The organism is Microbacterium sp. HM-570 (assembly GCF_054165885.1).
On sequence record NZ_CM135111.1, the window covers coordinates 1,305,190 to 1,320,288 of the forward strand.

The 15,099-nt window shown below is 69.3% G+C and carries 16 protein-coding genes; 4 read left to right on the plus strand and 12 right to left on the minus strand.

Features of this window, described 5'->3' with window-relative positions; translation table 11 throughout:
* Positions 1 to 4: 4 nt before the first annotated feature.
* Positions 5 to 907 (plus strand): LysR family transcriptional regulator, encoded by a 903-nt coding sequence (locus ACT9TC_RS06150; protein ID WP_458042512.1) that lies wholly within the window; start codon positions 5 to 7, stop codon positions 905 to 907.
* On the opposite strand, the gene ACT9TC_RS06155 is transcribed toward ACT9TC_RS06150, so the two are convergent.
* The 5 genes from ACT9TC_RS06155 to ACT9TC_RS06175 all read right to left on the minus strand — a co-directional run bounded on the left by ACT9TC_RS06155 (position 904) and on the right by ACT9TC_RS06175 (position 5,773).
* Entirely contained in the window at positions 904 to 1,929 is a 1,026-nt protein-coding gene (locus ACT9TC_RS06155; RefSeq protein WP_458042513.1) for an alpha/beta hydrolase, read from the minus strand. The two genes, ACT9TC_RS06150 and ACT9TC_RS06155, sit on opposite strands and share 4 nt — an antisense overlap.
* A gap of 22 nt (positions 1,930 to 1,951) precedes the next feature.
* The gene (locus ACT9TC_RS06160; protein ID WP_458042514.1) at positions 1,952 to 3,325 is read right to left on the minus strand and encodes an FAD-dependent oxidoreductase; all 1,374 of its coding nucleotides are present in this window, start codon (positions 3,323 to 3,325) and stop codon (positions 1,952 to 1,954) included.
* Between the two features lie 50 nt (positions 3,326 to 3,375).
* On the minus strand, positions 3,376 to 4,437 hold the full coding sequence (locus tag ACT9TC_RS06165; protein ID WP_458042515.1) for a polyprenyl synthetase family protein: 1,062 nt from the start codon (positions 4,435 to 4,437) through the stop codon (positions 3,376 to 3,378).
* Positions 4,438 to 4,446: 9 nt separating this feature from the next.
* On the minus strand, positions 4,447 to 5,109 hold the full coding sequence (locus tag ACT9TC_RS06170; protein WP_458042879.1) for a class I SAM-dependent methyltransferase: 663 nt from the start codon (positions 5,107 to 5,109) through the stop codon (positions 4,447 to 4,449).
* An 85-nt stretch (positions 5,110 to 5,194) separates the two neighbouring features.
* Complete coding sequence (locus ACT9TC_RS06175) at positions 5,195 to 5,773, minus strand: DUF402 domain-containing protein (RefSeq protein ID WP_458042516.1); 579 nt, start codon at positions 5,771 to 5,773, stop codon at positions 5,195 to 5,197.
* A gap of 22 nt (positions 5,774 to 5,795) precedes the next feature.
* On the opposite strand from ACT9TC_RS06175, the gene ACT9TC_RS06180 reads away from it, so the two are divergent.
* Positions 5,796 to 7,103 (plus strand): isochorismate synthase, encoded by a 1,308-nt coding sequence (locus ACT9TC_RS06180; RefSeq protein ID WP_458042517.1) that lies wholly within the window; start codon positions 5,796 to 5,798, stop codon positions 7,101 to 7,103.
* Here ACT9TC_RS06180 and menD read toward each other — a convergent pair whose 3' ends face one another.
* Both menD and ACT9TC_RS06190 read right to left on the minus strand, forming a co-directional pair.
* The gene (gene menD / locus ACT9TC_RS06185; protein ID WP_458042518.1) at positions 7,104 to 8,846 is read right to left on the minus strand and encodes a 2-succinyl-5-enolpyruvyl-6-hydroxy-3-cyclohexene-1-carboxylic-acid synthase; all 1,743 of its coding nucleotides are present in this window, start codon (positions 8,844 to 8,846) and stop codon (positions 7,104 to 7,106) included.
* A gap of 50 nt (positions 8,847 to 8,896) precedes the next feature.
* Positions 8,897 to 9,322, minus strand: coding sequence for a PLD nuclease N-terminal domain-containing protein (locus tag ACT9TC_RS06190; protein ID WP_458042519.1), 426 nt, complete (start codon positions 9,320 to 9,322; stop codon positions 8,897 to 8,899).
* A gap of 107 nt (positions 9,323 to 9,429) precedes the next feature.
* Here ACT9TC_RS06190 and ACT9TC_RS06195 point away from each other — a divergent pair, with 107 nt between their 5' ends.
* Entirely contained in the window at positions 9,430 to 9,693 is a 264-nt protein-coding gene (locus ACT9TC_RS06195; protein ID WP_458042520.1) for a DUF4229 domain-containing protein, read from the plus strand.
* On the opposite strand, the gene ACT9TC_RS06200 is transcribed toward ACT9TC_RS06195, so the two are convergent.
* Genes ACT9TC_RS06200 through ACT9TC_RS06215 form a run of 4 tightly spaced genes read right to left on the minus strand, consistent with a single transcriptional unit; the run spans position 9,690 to position 13,321 of the window.
* Positions 9,690 to 10,655, minus strand: coding sequence for a 1,4-dihydroxy-2-naphthoate polyprenyltransferase (locus ACT9TC_RS06200; RefSeq protein ID WP_458042521.1), 966 nt, complete (start codon positions 10,653 to 10,655; stop codon positions 9,690 to 9,692). The two genes, ACT9TC_RS06195 and ACT9TC_RS06200, sit on opposite strands and share 4 nt — an antisense overlap.
* Positions 10,656 to 10,682: 27 nt before the next feature.
* Positions 10,683 to 11,321 carry a LysE family translocator gene (locus ACT9TC_RS06205; protein ID WP_458042522.1) on the minus strand — a complete coding sequence of 213 codons (639 nt, stop codon included), beginning with the start codon at positions 11,319 to 11,321 and terminating at the stop codon, positions 10,683 to 10,685.
* Between the two features lie 9 nt (positions 11,322 to 11,330).
* Positions 11,331 to 12,413 carry an AMP-binding protein gene (locus ACT9TC_RS06210; protein ID WP_458042523.1) on the minus strand — a complete coding sequence of 361 codons (1,083 nt, stop codon included), beginning with the start codon at positions 12,411 to 12,413 and terminating at the stop codon, positions 11,331 to 11,333.
* Between the two features lie 8 nt (positions 12,414 to 12,421).
* Positions 12,422 to 13,321, minus strand: a complete 900-nt coding sequence (locus ACT9TC_RS06215; RefSeq protein ID WP_458042524.1) for a 1,4-dihydroxy-2-naphthoyl-CoA synthase — start codon at positions 13,319 to 13,321, stop codon at positions 12,422 to 12,424.
* A 39-nt stretch (positions 13,322 to 13,360) separates the two neighbouring features.
* Here ACT9TC_RS06215 and ACT9TC_RS06220 point away from each other — a divergent pair, with 39 nt between their 5' ends.
* Entirely contained in the window at positions 13,361 to 14,362 is a 1,002-nt protein-coding gene (locus ACT9TC_RS06220; protein ID WP_458042525.1) for an o-succinylbenzoate synthase, read from the plus strand.
* On the opposite strand, the gene ACT9TC_RS06225 is transcribed toward ACT9TC_RS06220, so the two are convergent.
* On the minus strand, positions 14,340 to 14,978 hold the full coding sequence (locus ACT9TC_RS06225) for a TetR/AcrR family transcriptional regulator (RefSeq protein ID WP_458042526.1): 639 nt from the start codon (positions 14,976 to 14,978) through the stop codon (positions 14,340 to 14,342). The genes ACT9TC_RS06220 and ACT9TC_RS06225 overlap by 23 nt on opposite strands.
* Between the last annotated feature and the right edge of the window lie 121 nt (positions 14,979 to 15,099).

Consider the following 15,099-nt stretch of genomic DNA (forward strand, 5'->3'; position numbering starts at 1 on the left):
GGGCATGCTCGCCAGCGTCGATTTGAATCTGCTCCGTACCTTCGTCGAGGTCTATCGGGCCAAGAACCTGACTTCGGCAGCCGAGTCGCTGCGCGTGTCGCAGCCCGCCGTCAGCCATGCGCTGAAGCGCCTGCGTCTGCACTTCGACGATCCGCTCTTCGTCCGCACCGGGACCGGAGTACGACCGACGCGGCTGGCGACAGACCTCTACGCCGAGATCAGCGGACCGCTGTCACACATCGTTGCGCGCACCGAAGACGGCACCCGCTTCGAGCCCGCGACCTCACACAGACGATTCCGCATGGCTCTGACAGACCTGGGCGAGGCTGGCCTCCTCCCCCGCATCCTGCTCGCCATAGCGGCCTCCGCGCCCCACGTCTCGATCGAAGTCGTCCCGCTCGACATCGACTCGGTTGCCCACGATGTGCTCTCCGGAGACATCGACGCCGCGATCACCAGCTCACCGGTGGCGGGCCAGGTCCACCAGGAGGTCCTCTTCCAGGATCGCTACGCCTGCCTCGTGCCCGCCGACCTCGACGACGACGAGGGACGCATCCGTGTCGAAGACCTGAGCAGACTTCCCGAAGCGCGCGTCGGTGCCGCGGCCGGGCACCGCGCGATCACCGAGGCGGTCACCATACTCGGAGCCGGGGTGCTGTCGCGGGTAGCCCACGTCGAGGTGCCGCGCTTCACCTCACTCCCCTGGATCGTGGCCCGCTGCGGATACGTCGCCATCGTGCCGATCGACGCCTTCGCCGCGCTCGCGCTGCCCTCCGGGGCGAAGCTACTCGAGCTACCGTTCCCGTCGCCCACGACATCCGTCCACCTGATCTCGCACCATGACGCGGACGCGACGTCCGCGACCGCGTGGTTCCTGGCCACCGTGCGCTCGACTCTCGCGACCTAGGCGGGTGCTGCCCGATGCCGGACGAACCCGAGCACCCAGCGATCCAGCCGCGCGTACGCCTCTTCACGCACCTCATGGCGCGACAGAAAGACGTCGTGGATAGCGCCATCGATGCGTTCGATGGTGACGGATTCCCCGAGCTTCAGTGCCGCGCGAGCAATCTCGTCCACGTTCAGCACGCTGTCGACACGCGTGAGTTCGTCCGACCAGCGGGTGGGCAGCGCCGAGCGCGCGGAGAGCAGAACGCACACGGGTGCGTCGATCCCTAGCCCCGCGGCGACCCGCTCGTGGCCCTCGAGCACGGCATGGAACCATCCCGCATAGACCGCCATCGTCTGATCCGGACGCCACTGCAGATTCGTCTCGACGGGATCATCGGGGTCGGCGACGTCGCGCTGCGCACGGGCATAGTAGCCGAGATCCACCTGGGGTGCTGAGTCCAGCGGACGGATCCGGGCACCCAGCTCGACCATGGGTGCGAGCGCCGCGCGACCAAGACCGCTCAGCTGAAACTCCAGCCACGGACTGTTCAGGATGACCGCGGACGCGACACTCGGATGCCTCGATGCCCAGAGGCTGAGCGTCAATCCGCCCGTCGAGTGCCCGAGCAGGACCAGCCGGCGGTCGCCGCGCTGCATGGCTTCCAGCGCCGCAGCGATGTCCGCGTCGTAGTCGTCGAGGTCCGTGATGTACCCGGGCGTCTGACCGGGTCGCAGGCTGCGGCCGTACTTGCGCAGATCGAGGGCGAAAAACCGCGCACCACGCTCGGTAAAGAAGCGAGCGAGTCGCGTCTGAAAGAAGTAGTCCGACCACCCGTGCACGTAGAGCACATCGACATCCGCCAGCGCGCGGCGGTTCGGGAACACACGAACACCGAACACTCGCTCGGCGAAACCGACCTCTGGCAGGTGGCGGACGAGGGTCGCCACGACCTCACCCTCATCATCAGAACCGAGTGGCAAGGTCAACTGCTCGAAGCCAGGACCGAGGATGTCGGCCCGCCAGCCGTCCTCGTCTGTCATCCGCCCAGGCTAGCGGCGAGAACTACTCCCCGCGCGAGATCGCGACCATCTCCTCGCGCGGCACGACCTTGATGCGCGCACGCTCGTGGCGAGCACCCAGCGCCACCTCGTGCTCGTCGAGACGGTGCCAGCCCTCGAGATCGGTCCACCGCACGCCTCGCTCGGCCAGCAGCGCGGGGATCGACTCTTCCGAGGGATCCTCGGGCTGCCACCACGACGCTTGGTCGTTGATCAGGAGTCGGACGGTCTCCATCGCGTCGGACTTGGTGTGACCGATCAGGCCGACGGGCCCGCGCTTGATCCAGCCGGTCGCGTAGATGCCCGAGACACGCTCGTTGGACTCCTGGTGAAGAGCCTGGCCTTCGTGGTTCGGAATGACACCGTGCCGGGGATCGAAGGGGACGTCGGGCAGCGGCGAACCGAAGTATCCGACGGCCCGGTAGATCGCCTGGATCGGCACCTCGCGGAACTCACCGGTGCCCTCGATGCCGCCCTGGGCGTCGGGACGGGTGCGCTCGTACACGAACGCCGTCACGCGACCGGAGGCATCCTTCTTGACTTCCACGGGGCGTGCCCAGAAGTGCAGGTGCAGGCGGCGAGATGCCTCACCGCCGGCGTTGTTGACGGACGGGCGCTGGCGCCACGACTGCAGCACGCGGTCGATGACCATGACCTGCTTGTTGCTCGCGATCGCGGTCTTCGACGCCTCGTCGTAGTCGAAGTCCTCGTCGTAGACGACCATGTCGACATCGCGCAGCTCGCCGAGCTCGCGCAGTTCGAGCGGGGTGAACTTGACCTGAGCGGGACCGCGGCGGCCGAAGACGTGGACGTCCGTGACGGGGGATGCCGCAAGGCCCTGGTAGACGTTGTCGGGCACCTCGGTCGGCAGCAGATCTTCGGCGTGCTTGGCCAGCATGCGCGAAATGTCGAGCGCCACATTGCCCACGCCCACAACGGCAACCGACTCGGCCTCCAGCGGCCACGTGCGCGGCACATCGGGGTGCCCGTCGAACCAGCTGACGAAATCGGCGGCACCGTACGAACCCTCGGCATCGATCCCCGGGATGTCGAGGTCGGTGTCGCGGATGGCGCCGGTGGCGAAGATCACGGCGTTGTAGTGACGCTTGAGATCCTCGAGAGTCACGTCCTCGCCGTAGCGAACGTTCCCGAAGAGTCGGATATCGCCCCGATCGAGCACCTCGCGGAGGGCCGTGATGATGCCCTTGATGCGCGGGTGATCGGGCGCAACGCCGTACCGGACCAGTCCGTAGGGGGCGGGGAGCTGCTCGAACAGGTCGATGGAGACATCGAACTTGCGCTCGGTTTTGAGCAGGATGTCCGCGGCATAAATGCCGGCGGGGCCCGCGCCGACGATGGCCAGCCTGAGCTTGGTCATGGGGTCCTTCCGATGGTGCTTGCGAAGAGGGGGAGCGAGGCGGCGAGCGCTCAGCTACTGCGGTCGACGACGACCTCGGAGAAACGCTTGAGAGCGTCGCGAACAGGACCGTCCGGGAGCGGATCGAGAGCCTCGACGGCCTCGCGCGCCCAGTCGTGGGCCAGGCGCAGCGTCCGGGCGGTTGCGTCGTGGTCACGAAGTTCGGCGAGTGCGGTATCGAGGATGGCGGGGTCTGCGCCATCCGCGATGCGAGCGACGCCTTCATCGATACGTGTCTTGAGGGCGACGGATGCATCGTCGCGCTCTTGTCCGAGCAGCAGGAACGGCATCGTCGGCACACCGGCACGCAGGTCGGTGCCGGGCACCTTGCCCGTCTCGTCCGGGTCGGCGCTCAGGTCGAGCACGTCGTCGAGCAGTTGGAAGGCGACGCCGGTCTTCTCGCCGAAGGTACGGAGTGACATGCCGTACTCCTCGGGCGCGCCCGCGAAAACGACGCCCGTCTCGGCCGAAGCGGCGATCAGCGAACCCGTCTTGTCCGCCAGCACCTGCAGGTAGAAGTCGACGGGGTCATCGCCCTCCTGCGGTCCGACGGTCTCGTGCATCTGACCGAGCACGAGCCGCTCGAACGTGTCGGCCTGCAGCCGGATAGCCCGCTCGCCCTGCCGCGCCATGATCTGGCTCGCGCGCGAGAAGAGCAGGTCGCCGGTCAGGATCGCGACGTTGTTGCCCCACACGGTCTGTGCGCTCGGCACCCCGCGACGGACGTCCGCGCCGTCCATGACGTCGTCGTGGTACAGCGAACCGAGGTGCGTCATCTCGAGAGCGGTCGCACCCTCGATCACGGCGGGCGTGATGCCCGCACCGAGGTGCGCCGAGAGCAGGGCGAGCATCGGACGGATGCGTTTGCCGCCGGCCTCGTACAGGTACCGGCTCGTCGCATCGGCGAGAGCATCGGTCATCTTCAACTCGTCGGCCAACGTGGCTTCGACCCGGTCGAGACCCTCCTCCACCTGGGCGAGGAGCTTGCGCGAGCGGGGTCCGGCGAAGACGCGCTCGGTCATGCCGAGTCGGCTCGTCAGTCGCGAGCCGCGCGCTGAGGGGCCCGGAGTCACCCCTCCAGCCTACCGGCGGGTTTTCCGCCCGCGGTGCAGAGCGACAATCCCGAACGAGAGGTTCCGGTAGGCGACATCCTGCCAGCCCGCGCCGCGGATCCATGAGGCCAGGGTTCGCTGGTCGGGCCAATCCCGAATGGACTCGTTCAGGTAGTCGTAGGCATCGGCGTTCGAGGAGAGAGCACGCGCGACGACGGGGAGCACCCGGGAGTTGTAGAAGCCGTACAACTCGGCGAAGGCGCGCGACGGGGGGTGTGAGAACTCGCAGATCACGACCCGCCCCCCAGGCTTGGTGACCCGGTACAGCTCGGCTAGCGCCTTTCGGGGCTCGTCGACGTTTCGCAGGCCGAAGGACATGGTCACGGCGTCGAATTCATCGTCGGCGAAGGGCAGGTCGGTCGCGTTCGCCTCGATAAACGACAGCCCCGGCACCGCGCCGTGACGGCGGCGGCCCTCGGCGATCATGCCGGGCGAGAAGTCCGCCGCAACGACCTGTGCGCCGCTCCGCGTCAGAGCGACGGAGGATGCGCCCGTACCCGCGGCAAGATCCAGGATCCGCTCCCCCGCGCGCGGAGCAACGGCCCGGCGCGTGGCGACACGCCACAGCCGATCGTTGCCGAGGCTCAGGGCGGTGTTGGTGCGGTCGTAGCGACCCGCGACCTGGTCGAACATTCCGCTGACCCGAGCCGGGTCCTTGCCGAGATCGGCACGGTTGGAGGCACGGTTGGGTTCGTTGCGGTTCGACTCACTGTGGTCGTCAGTCGGCGGGTTCGGGGTCACCCGTCGAGTCTACGAGGCGTGCCAGCCAGCGGGCCGCGGTCGCCGGATCGTACGGTGCTTCGTGCGCGCTGACCGCCGCGAACAGTTCGGCGGTGAGTGCCTCGAGCTTCTCGGCCAGGTCGAGCGGGTATCCGTAGAGCACGCGGTGCTCCTCCCACTCGTCCTCATCGTCGATGTAGACACCGCGCGTTTCTTGGTCGACGACGTCGAGGTCCATGTCGATACCGGTCGGTTCGCCGCCCGACCAGCGCGCGTCCCACGCGATGTCGATGTAGACGCGGGTGGGATGCGGTCGCGCGTTCATCGTCAGCACGTGGTCGCCCGATGGCGGCAGCAGCATCACGTTGTCCTCGACAACCACGACCGAACGCCCCGGCCGATCGCTCCGCCATCCCCCGCGCTGCCCGAACCAGTCGCCCCACTCGTCCGCGCCGAGATATACGCACTCGTGCACCCAGTGGGTTGAGCCATCCCACTTGCGCCAGCGGAACTCCAATTTCGTCCCGACGGGGGGACGGACGGATGCCTCGGCCGGCACATTCGGATCTGCGCTCACGCAGCGAGTCTAGGCTGGAGCAGTGACCGAGTCCGCCCCCACCCGCGTGCGTCGACTCGTCGTCACGACCCGCGAGGTCGAGCCATTCGAGGATGTGCTGGCGCATGCTGAACCCACGCATCCGCTGGCGTGGTTGCGACGAGGAGAGGGCATGGTCGGGGTGGGCTCACCGCGACTCATAGAGGTCGGCGGCCATCGCGCAAACCCCGCGGACGGCAACCAGGCGGCCGTGCTCGCCGATGCCTGGCGAGCCACCGCCGCCGCGGCGACCGTCGATGATGAGGTGCGCCTGCCCGGTACGGGCCTCATCGCATTCGGCGCGCTGAGCTTCGATCCCTCGTCGGCGAGCGCAAGCACCCTGATCGTGCCGCAGTTCGTCTTCGGCCGTCGCGCCGGACGCTCGTGGGTGACGACGACCCATCGCGCGGGACGCGAGACCCCTGACATCCCTTCCGCTCCGCCGTGGGGTCCCGCGTGGTCCGCGACCGTCGGGCCCGGCGAACTCGATGCTCCCGGCTACCAGGCCGCGGTCCGTGCCGGCCTCGGGGCCATTGCCGCGGGTGAGGTCAGCAAGGTGGTATTGGCCCGAGATCTCATCGGCTCGGTACCCGCAGGGGCGGATCTGAGGCGACTCGTGCGCGCGCTCGCGACGGGATACCCGGATGTGTGGACGTATGCCGTCGACGGCATCATCGGCGCGAGCCCCGAAACCCTCGTGACCGTCTCGGGCGGGACCATCACGGCCCGGGTGCTCGCCGGGACGGCGCCCCGAGGTGCCGACGCGGACGGCGACACCGAAGCATCCGTCGCCCTGTCCGCGAGCGGCAAAGACCAGGACGAGCACCGCTTCGCTGTCGAGAGCGTACTGCGGACGCTCCGCCCCCACACGAGCGCGCTCACCGCGAGCGAGCAGCCCTTCGCGCTCAAGCTGCCCAACGTCTGGCATCTGGCGACCGATGTCGAGGGCATCGTCGCGGCCGGCGTCTCAGCCCTCGACCTCGTCGGGGTGCTGCACCCGACGGCCGCCGTCGCGGGTACCCCGACCACCTCGGCGCTCGAAGTCATCCGGCGCATCGAGCCGTTCGACCGCGGCCGGTACGCGGGACCGGTCGGCTGGATCGACGCATCCGGTGACGGAGAATGGGCGATCGCGCTGCGCAGCGCCCAGTTCGGTGACGCTGCGGAGCCGACGCAGAACGGGTGGGTCACGCGCGAGACACGCGCCGTCACCGCTCATGCCGGCGCAGGCATCGTGCCCGGCAGCGATCCCGAAGCCGAGTTGCTCGAGACGCGGATGAAGTTCCGCCCGATCGTCGACGCCCTGGCCTGATCAGCGCGCGAGCGGCACCTCGATCAGCTGCCGGCCGCCGACCGGGGACACGAGGAGCTGATCCAGCGCGGGGCGCGTGGTCGGGCGGTGGTACTCCCAGCCGTAGGCGAGGGCGAGGTGCTCGAGCCGCACGGACTGCGGGGTGAACAGCACGCGATCCATGTCGTCGGGTGACGCGACCTGCGCGACCTCGAGCCCGTCGAAGATCGTGCCACCGCCGTCGTTTCCGACGACGACCTGCAGACGCGGCTCGCGTTCGGTCGGCGGCAGGAGGAGCGCCCCGACGTCGTGCAGCAATGCCAGGTCGCCCAGCAGCACGCGGGTGACGCCCGAGCGCCCGTCGGCTTGGCTGGCGAGGGCGATTCCCGTCGCCGTCGCGATCGTGCCGTCGATCCCGGCCACGCCGCGGTTGGAATGCACGGGGACCTTCTTGCCTCCGAGCACACCGTCAGCCACTCGCACCAGACGCGACGACCCGAACACGAGACGATCGTGCGGCCACGTGGCACGCCACAGTGCATCCACGAGCGTGGTGCGATCGAGTGGAGCGCGTACGGCCGCAAGTTCGGCGTCAACGGCCTTCCGCCGCTCGGCGGGATCGGCGGCGGACAGGCCCGCGAGGTCTGGCGCGGGTGCACCGAGGTCGACCTCGTGTGCCTGCGACGCGCGCAGCCACGCCCCGAGCCATTCCCGGTCGGTCTCGCCCGGGTCCACCCGCACGGACTCCACCGGCTCGGTGCATCCGTTGAGGTTCAACCGCTCGCCCGGTCCTCGGACGGCGATCACATCGAGTTCGGGGTTCGAGAGCAGTGCCGCGACCTCACGGCTCAGCGTCGGGCGCCCGAACACGATGGCCCGTTCGACGGCCCCGCCCAGGGAGTCATCGCGCAGGAGCGCGCGGTAGCCGTGCACCAGGTTGCGTCCAAAACGCGCGCCGCTCACAATCTCGGCGACGAGGGGCCATCCGCCATCGTGGGCGACCTGTTCGGCGCCGACACCGGCATCGGCGCCGGCGATCACGAGGGTGCGCGGCCCTCGCGCCAAGGCGTACGGCACGGTCTGGTCGAGGTCACTCGATTCGGCGAGGCCGATGCCACCACCCCCCTGGTACAGGGCTCCCGAGGCCGCCTCGACAGGGGTGGGTGCGTCCGCTGTCGGCTCGCGTTCGGACGCGAACCACGTGGGCAAGGATCCGGCGAGAGGTTCACGGACCGGCAGGTTGACGTGCGCGGGCCCCGCGGGAAGCGAGACGGAACCGGATGCAGCGGCGAAGGCATCCGCGGCGATCGCCCGGAAGGTCGTGGTCTGGGCCGAATCCCCTGCCTCGTCGATGTCCTCCGGCACCGGCGCGTCGAGCGCGAACCGGGTCGACGAACCGAACAGTCCGGGCTGGCGCGTGGTCTGGTTGGCACCGACTCCGCGGAGCTCCGGAGGGCGATCCGCCGTGAGCAGCAACAGGGGAACCCCCGCGTGATGCGCTTCAAGCGCAGCGGGCAGCAGGTTCGCGACAGCCGTGCCCGACGTGCAGATCACGGGAACGGGGAGACGAGACTCGCGGGCCAGGCCCAGCGCGGTGAAGCCGGCAACGCGCTCGTCGATGCGGACGTGCAGCGAGATCCGACCCGCCCGCTCCAGTGCGGTCGCGACGAGCGCGAGTGCCTGCGAGCGCGAACCGGGGCTCAGCACGATGTCGCGCACTCCGAGGTGCACGAGTTCGTCCAGCAGCGCCGCTGCCGAGTCCATGGCGGGGCTCGGCGAGGTCCGCGGCGTATCGCCGCCGGCAACGGGCACTGTCAGCCGATCGAGCCGCGACGCGGGCCGTCGGAGTCCGGATCGACCGCACCCGGGTCGGCACTCTCCGGGTCCGCCGGTGCCGGGCCGGCGTTCCGCGGGTCGTCGGCCTCGGAGTCGAGCATCGCGAGCTCCTCTTCCAGACGACGGATGCGCTCATCCTGGTCCGAGAACGACCCGCCGCCTACGCGTCCGAGAAACTCGGGGTCGTCGTCGGGCGCGAGCGCGAGCTTCAGACGCGTGGGACGCGAGCGTCCCACGACGAACCAGAGGGCGCCGCCGATAACCGGAAGGAGAATGACGATCGCGATCCACGTGGTCTTCGAGACTCCCCGGTGGCGGGTCGGTGGCTGCACGGCGACGTCAACGATGCTCACGACGTAGAACGCCAATGCCAGCACCGCCACGATCAGGAGCACGCGGGGCATAGGAACCATCCTAGGCGCGTGGGATCGCTCGAGACCCGTCGTTGCGCAACTGTGAGGGTCTGCCCAGGCGCGCCGTCGAGCCGGAAGCGCCGGCTTAGGATGAGGGGGTGAAGGTTCCGCCGGTTCTCGTCTACAGCGTGCTGCGTCTGCTGGCGTTCCTGGTGCCGCTCGGTCTCATGCTGCTGCTTCCGATCTTCCGGCAGAACTGGCTCATCGCCGTCGTCTTCGCGGCTCTGATCGGGCTCAGCCTGTCTCTGCTGTTCCTCCGTCAGCCGCGCGCCGCGGTCGCCGAGGGCATCGCCAAGCGCCGGTCCGCATCGCGGTCGCAGGCGCCCGACGAGGACGCCGAGGACGCCGAGCCACGCTCCTAGCCGACGAACGCCCAGGCGAGTAGCCCGGCGTAGCCGAGCGATGTGACCGAGGTCAGCGCCAACGCTGTGACCAGTTCGCGCGGCTGGCGGAAGGTCCAGACGATCAGGATGGCGGGGAGTCCCGCGAGCAACGCGAGCAGCGTGAGCCACGCGATCGGATAGAACAGCGCGACGAAGCCGGCAATCACGAACGGCACGAGCACAAACAGTGTGAACAGCACTTGCGTCGCCCGCTTGCCGATCAGAACCGTGAGCGTCCGTTTGCCGGCGCTGCGGTCCTGATCGAAGTCGCGGAGGTTGTTGGCGAGCAGCACGGCGCAAGCCAGTAGACCGATAGCGACGGCACCGAACCAGGCCTCCTGCGGCACCGCCAGGGCCTGCACCCAGGTCGTGCCGATCGTGGCGACGAGCCCGAAGAAGACGAACACGAAGATCTCGCCGAGCCCGAAGTATCCGTAGGGTCGACGGCCGCCCGTGTAGAACCACGCCGCGACGATGCAGGCCGCGCCGACGGCGATCAGCCACCACTGCTCGGTGCGGATCACGATGGCGAGCCCGGCGATGGCAGCGAGGGCGAAGAAGACCAGCGCGACGGCGAGGACCGTGCGCGGCTTCGCGCGACGCGCGCCCGTGAGACGACCGGGACCGACCCGGTGGTTGTCGGTGCCGCGGATGCCGTCGCTGTAGTCGTTCGCGTAGTTGACGCCGATCTGCAGGCACACCGAGACGGCGAGGCACGCCAGTGCGATGACCCAGTGGAAGAGTCCCGTTGCGAGCACGGCCGCTCCCGTACCGACCACGACGGGGGCGACGGCGAGGGGAAGCGTGCGGGGGCGAGCGGCGCCGATCCAGTCCCGGGCGGTTGCGGGCTTGACGGTCACGGAGTCGGGGCGACCGCTCCGACGCGGGTCGCCGCCGCCACGCTGCTTCTTACCGGTCCGCTTGCGAGTTGTAGCTGCCACGAGGGTTCATCCTAGGCGGATCGCCTTTCAGTGCTTCGAGCCGGTCAGCGCGAGCACGCCACCCAGGCCGATCATCATGCCTCCGCCGGCGGCCGAGAGGCGCTCGACGCGGCGCGGGCTGCGGGCGAACCAGTCACGGGCGGAACCCGCGGCGAGCGCCCACACCGAGTCGCTCGCCCACGCGAGGATCGCGAAGACGATGCCGAGTTCGAGCATCTGCAGCGGGATCGTCCCGGCACCGTAGTCGACGAACTGCGGCAGCACGGCGACGAAGAACGCGATCGTCTTGGGGTTGGTGACGCCGACGACGAAGCCCTCGCCGACGAGGCGCCGGGTCGAGGATGCGGCGGCACCCGCGGCGACCGCGGCCGCGGCATCCTTGCGGTGGCGGATCGCCTGCACGCCCAGATAGATCAGGTATGCGGCGCCGGCGAACTTCACGATCGTAAACAGAACGATCGACTGGGCCACGATCACGCCGAGGCCGAGTGCGACCAGCACCACGAGGACGAGCATGCCGAGGGTGGTGCCGACGACCGACAGCACACCACCCCGGCGGCCGAGCGCGAGGGACCGGCCGATGATGAAGAGCACCGACGGCCCGGGCATGACGATCAGCACGAGCGAGGCGATGAAGAACGCCACGAGTTGCGGCCAGGGAACCATGCCGCGATCCTATTGCTCGCGAATCGCGCGCCGCAGGGCCTCGCGGTCGGGCTTGCCCGAGGGCAGGTGTGGCACGGGTCTTCGCACGAGGCGCGCCGGGCGGGCGGCCGGGCCGAGCGCTTCGGCGACGGCGGCGCGGGCGGCGTCGAGGAGCGCAGCGTCATCGCTGGTTTCGGCCGGCTCGACGACGATGACGGATGCCTCGCCCCAGCGTTCGTCCGTAATCCCGATCACGGCAGCCTGCTCGAGTCCGGGCACACCGCGCACGATCGCCTCGACGCGGTCGAGCGAGACATTGATGCCGCCCGACACGATGACATTGTCGCGGCGACCGGTGACACGGACGACGCCGCCCTCGACCGTTCCGGCGTCGCCCGTGCGGTACCGGCGGATTCCGTCGAGGCCGATCGGGAAGGTCGAGGCCGTGAGCGCGTCGTCGCCGAGATATCCGTCGGCCAGGGTCGGACCCGCGATCAGCAGCTCGCCGTCGATAACGCTCACGTCGATTCCCGCAAGCGGGACTCCGTCGTAGACACAGCCGCCGCTCGTCTCGGTCGAACCGTAGGTGCGGACGATCCGGATGCCGAGGGCCTCCGCACGCTCGCGCAGCGGCACGGGAAGCGACTGACCGCCGATCAGGATCGCCGCGAATGAGCGCAAGACGTCGCCCAGACGGCGTTCCGTCTCGGCGGCCGCGACGAGCGTCGCGAGTTGGGCCGGGACGAGCGAGGTGAAGCGCAAAGCCGAACCGGGCAGTTCGCGTGTCGCCTCGACGAACGCATCCGGGGAGAAAGATCCATCCAGATAGACCGGACGCGTTCCCGCGAGGTGCGCGCGCACGAGCACCTGCAGACCCGCGACGTACCCGGCGGGCAGCGCGAGCAGCCAGGCACCCTCGCCGATGCGCGCGGCCGTGGCGGTCGCCGAGGCGCGCAACGCCGAGGCACGCAGCACGACGGTCTTTGGAACGCCCGACGAGCCCGAGGTCGTGACCAGGATCGGATCGTCGGCGCTCAGCGCGGCGGGCAGAGCTTCGGCGACGGCGTGCGGATCGCTGCCGTCACTCGACAAGCCACCCAGGACAACGCCCATCCGAGCGCCTAGTACTGCCAGGGGTACGGCGCCCAGTCGGGCTCGCGGCGCTCGAGGAACGCATCGCGCCCCTCGAGCGCCTCGTCCGTCCCGTACGCGAGGCGGGTCGCCTCGCCCGCGAAGAGCTGCTGACCGACCAATCCGTCGTCCACCGCATTCATCGCGAATTTCAGCATGCGGATCGACGTCGGCGACTTGCCGAGGATCGTCCGCGCCATCGCGAGCGCCTCACGCTCGAGCTCGACGTGGGGCACGACCTTGTTGACCGTGCCCATCTCGCGCCCGCGATCGGCGGAGTACTCCTCTGCGAGGAAGAACACCTCGCGCGCGACCTTCTGGCCGACCTGCTTCGCGAAGTACGCGCTGCCGTAGCCCGCGTCGAACGATCCGACATCCGCGTCAGTCTGTTTGAACTTGCCGTGCTCGGCGCTCGCGATCGTCAGGTCGCAGATCACGTGCAGGCTGTGCCCGCCGCCTGCCGCCCACCCGGGCACGACCGCGATCACGACCTTCGGCATGAAGCGGATGAGGCGCTGCACCTCGAGAATGTGCAGGCGTCCCACGCGCGCGGGGTCGGTGACGGATGTCTCGTCTTCCGAATATTTGTAGCCGTCGCGACCGCGGATGCGCTGGTCGCCGCCCGAGCAGAACGCCCAGCCGCCGTCTTTCGGGCTCGGACCGTTGCCGGTCAGCAGCACGACACCGATCTTCGGATCTTGCCGCGCGGCATCGAGCGCGCGGTAGAGCTCATCGACCGTCCGCGGACGGAACGCGTTCCGCACCTCGGGTCGGTTGAACGCGACCCGCGCGATGCGTCCGTCGACCGAGACGTGCGCCGTGATGTCCGTGTAGGCGTCCGCGCCGGGCGCCTCGCGCCACTCCGCCGGATCGAAGATCTCCGAAACCATGGGACTCAGCCTAGGCACCGACAGGAGCAAGATGGGCTCATGACGGATGCATCACCCCTCCCCACGTTCGACGAACTCCGCGAACGCGCGGTCGTCGTCGCCCTCCCCCTGCGCGTCCGCTTTCGCGGACTCGACGTGCGCGAGGCGCTGCTGCTCGAGGGGCCCGCCGGGTGGACCGAGTTCTCACCCTTCGCCGAGTACGGCGACGGCGAGGCCGCGACGTGGCTCGAGGCCGCGCTGGACTACGGATGGCGCGAGCTACCCGAGGGTCAGCGCACCGAGATCATGGTCAACGCGACCGTTCCGGCCGTGCCCGCGGCATCCGTCCCGGAAGTGCTCGCCCGCTTTCCGGGGTGCCGCACCGCCAAGGTCAAGGTCGCCGAGGCTGGGCAGCGCCTCGCGGAAGACATCGAGCGGGTACGCGCCGTCCGACATGAGCTCGGCGCCGAGGGGCGCATCCGCGTGGACGCGAACGGCGGGTGGAACGTCGACGAGGCCGAGCATGCCGTGCACGCCCTAGCCGAGTTCGATCTCGAGTACATCGAACAGCCCTGCGCGTCCATCGACGAGCTCGTGCAGCTGCGGGAACGCATCCGCTACCTCGACATCCCGATCGCGGCCGACGAGAGTGTGCGGAAGGCCGAGGATCCCCTCGCCGTCGCGCGGGCCGGCGCGGCCGATCTGCTCGTCATCAAGGCACAGCCCCTCGGCGGCATCCGCCGCGCGCTCGAGATCGTCGAGCGCGCGGGCTTGCCCGTGGTCGTCTCGAGCGCACTCGACACCGCGATCGGGCTCGCGATGGGTGCTTCCCTCGCCGCGGCGCTGCCCAACCTGGACTACGACTGCGGGCTGGGGACGTCCGCGCTGTTCGAGACGGATGTCGCGGCTCTCACCGGCGGCGGCGGCACGATCACCGTCGGGCGCATCCGCCCGGATGCCGACGCGCTCGAGAGGCTGGCAGCACCGCCAGAGCGCCGCGAGCGGTGGCTTGCACGCCTCGAGCGCTGTCTCGCGGTGCTCAGCGAGCGGGAGCATCGATAATCAGCTGCGCGAGACGGCCGATCTGAACGCTCGTGCGACGGCACAGCTCTTCGTAATCGAGTCCGGCCATCACCGCTCGCACGGACGCACCCTCCCACGCCATCAGCATGAGCCGGGCGGCTTCCTCCGCGGGCACCCGGAGCGTCAGCCGGCGCGCGCGCACGATGTCGTCGATGATCTGGGCGACACTCGCGATCATCTCGGTCTCTTGCGCGAGGTAGGCGTCGGCGATCGAGCGATTGCGCAGAGCGTGGATGCGGATCTCGCTCATCAGCAGCACGCCGAACCGATCGTCGTTCGAGACGTCGAGCACCTCTTGCACGATCGAGAAGGCATCGGCGCCCGGCGGGGCAGGGGCGTGCTCCAGTTCGCCGACCCGTGCACGAACGGCCGCGACCCGATCTCGAGCGACGCGACCGGCGAGTTCGAGGAAGAGCTCTTCCTTCGTCTCGAAGTTCGAGTAGAAGGCTCCGCGGGTGTAGCCGGCGCGTTCGCAGACCGCCTCGACGGAGGCGGCGTCCAACCCCACCTCGGCGAACACCTGGGCGGCGGCGTCGAGAAGCCTCTGCCGCGTCGCCTCGCGCCGGCGAGTGGTCGACACCGTGCTATCGCCCATACGCACTCCCTTCCAGAATCCTCACACCATGCACACAGCCTTGCGCTCCTGGGAAGATTTACGATACACCTATGTATCGGATACATCGGCGTATCGATATGACCATTCGAACGCCCTGGAG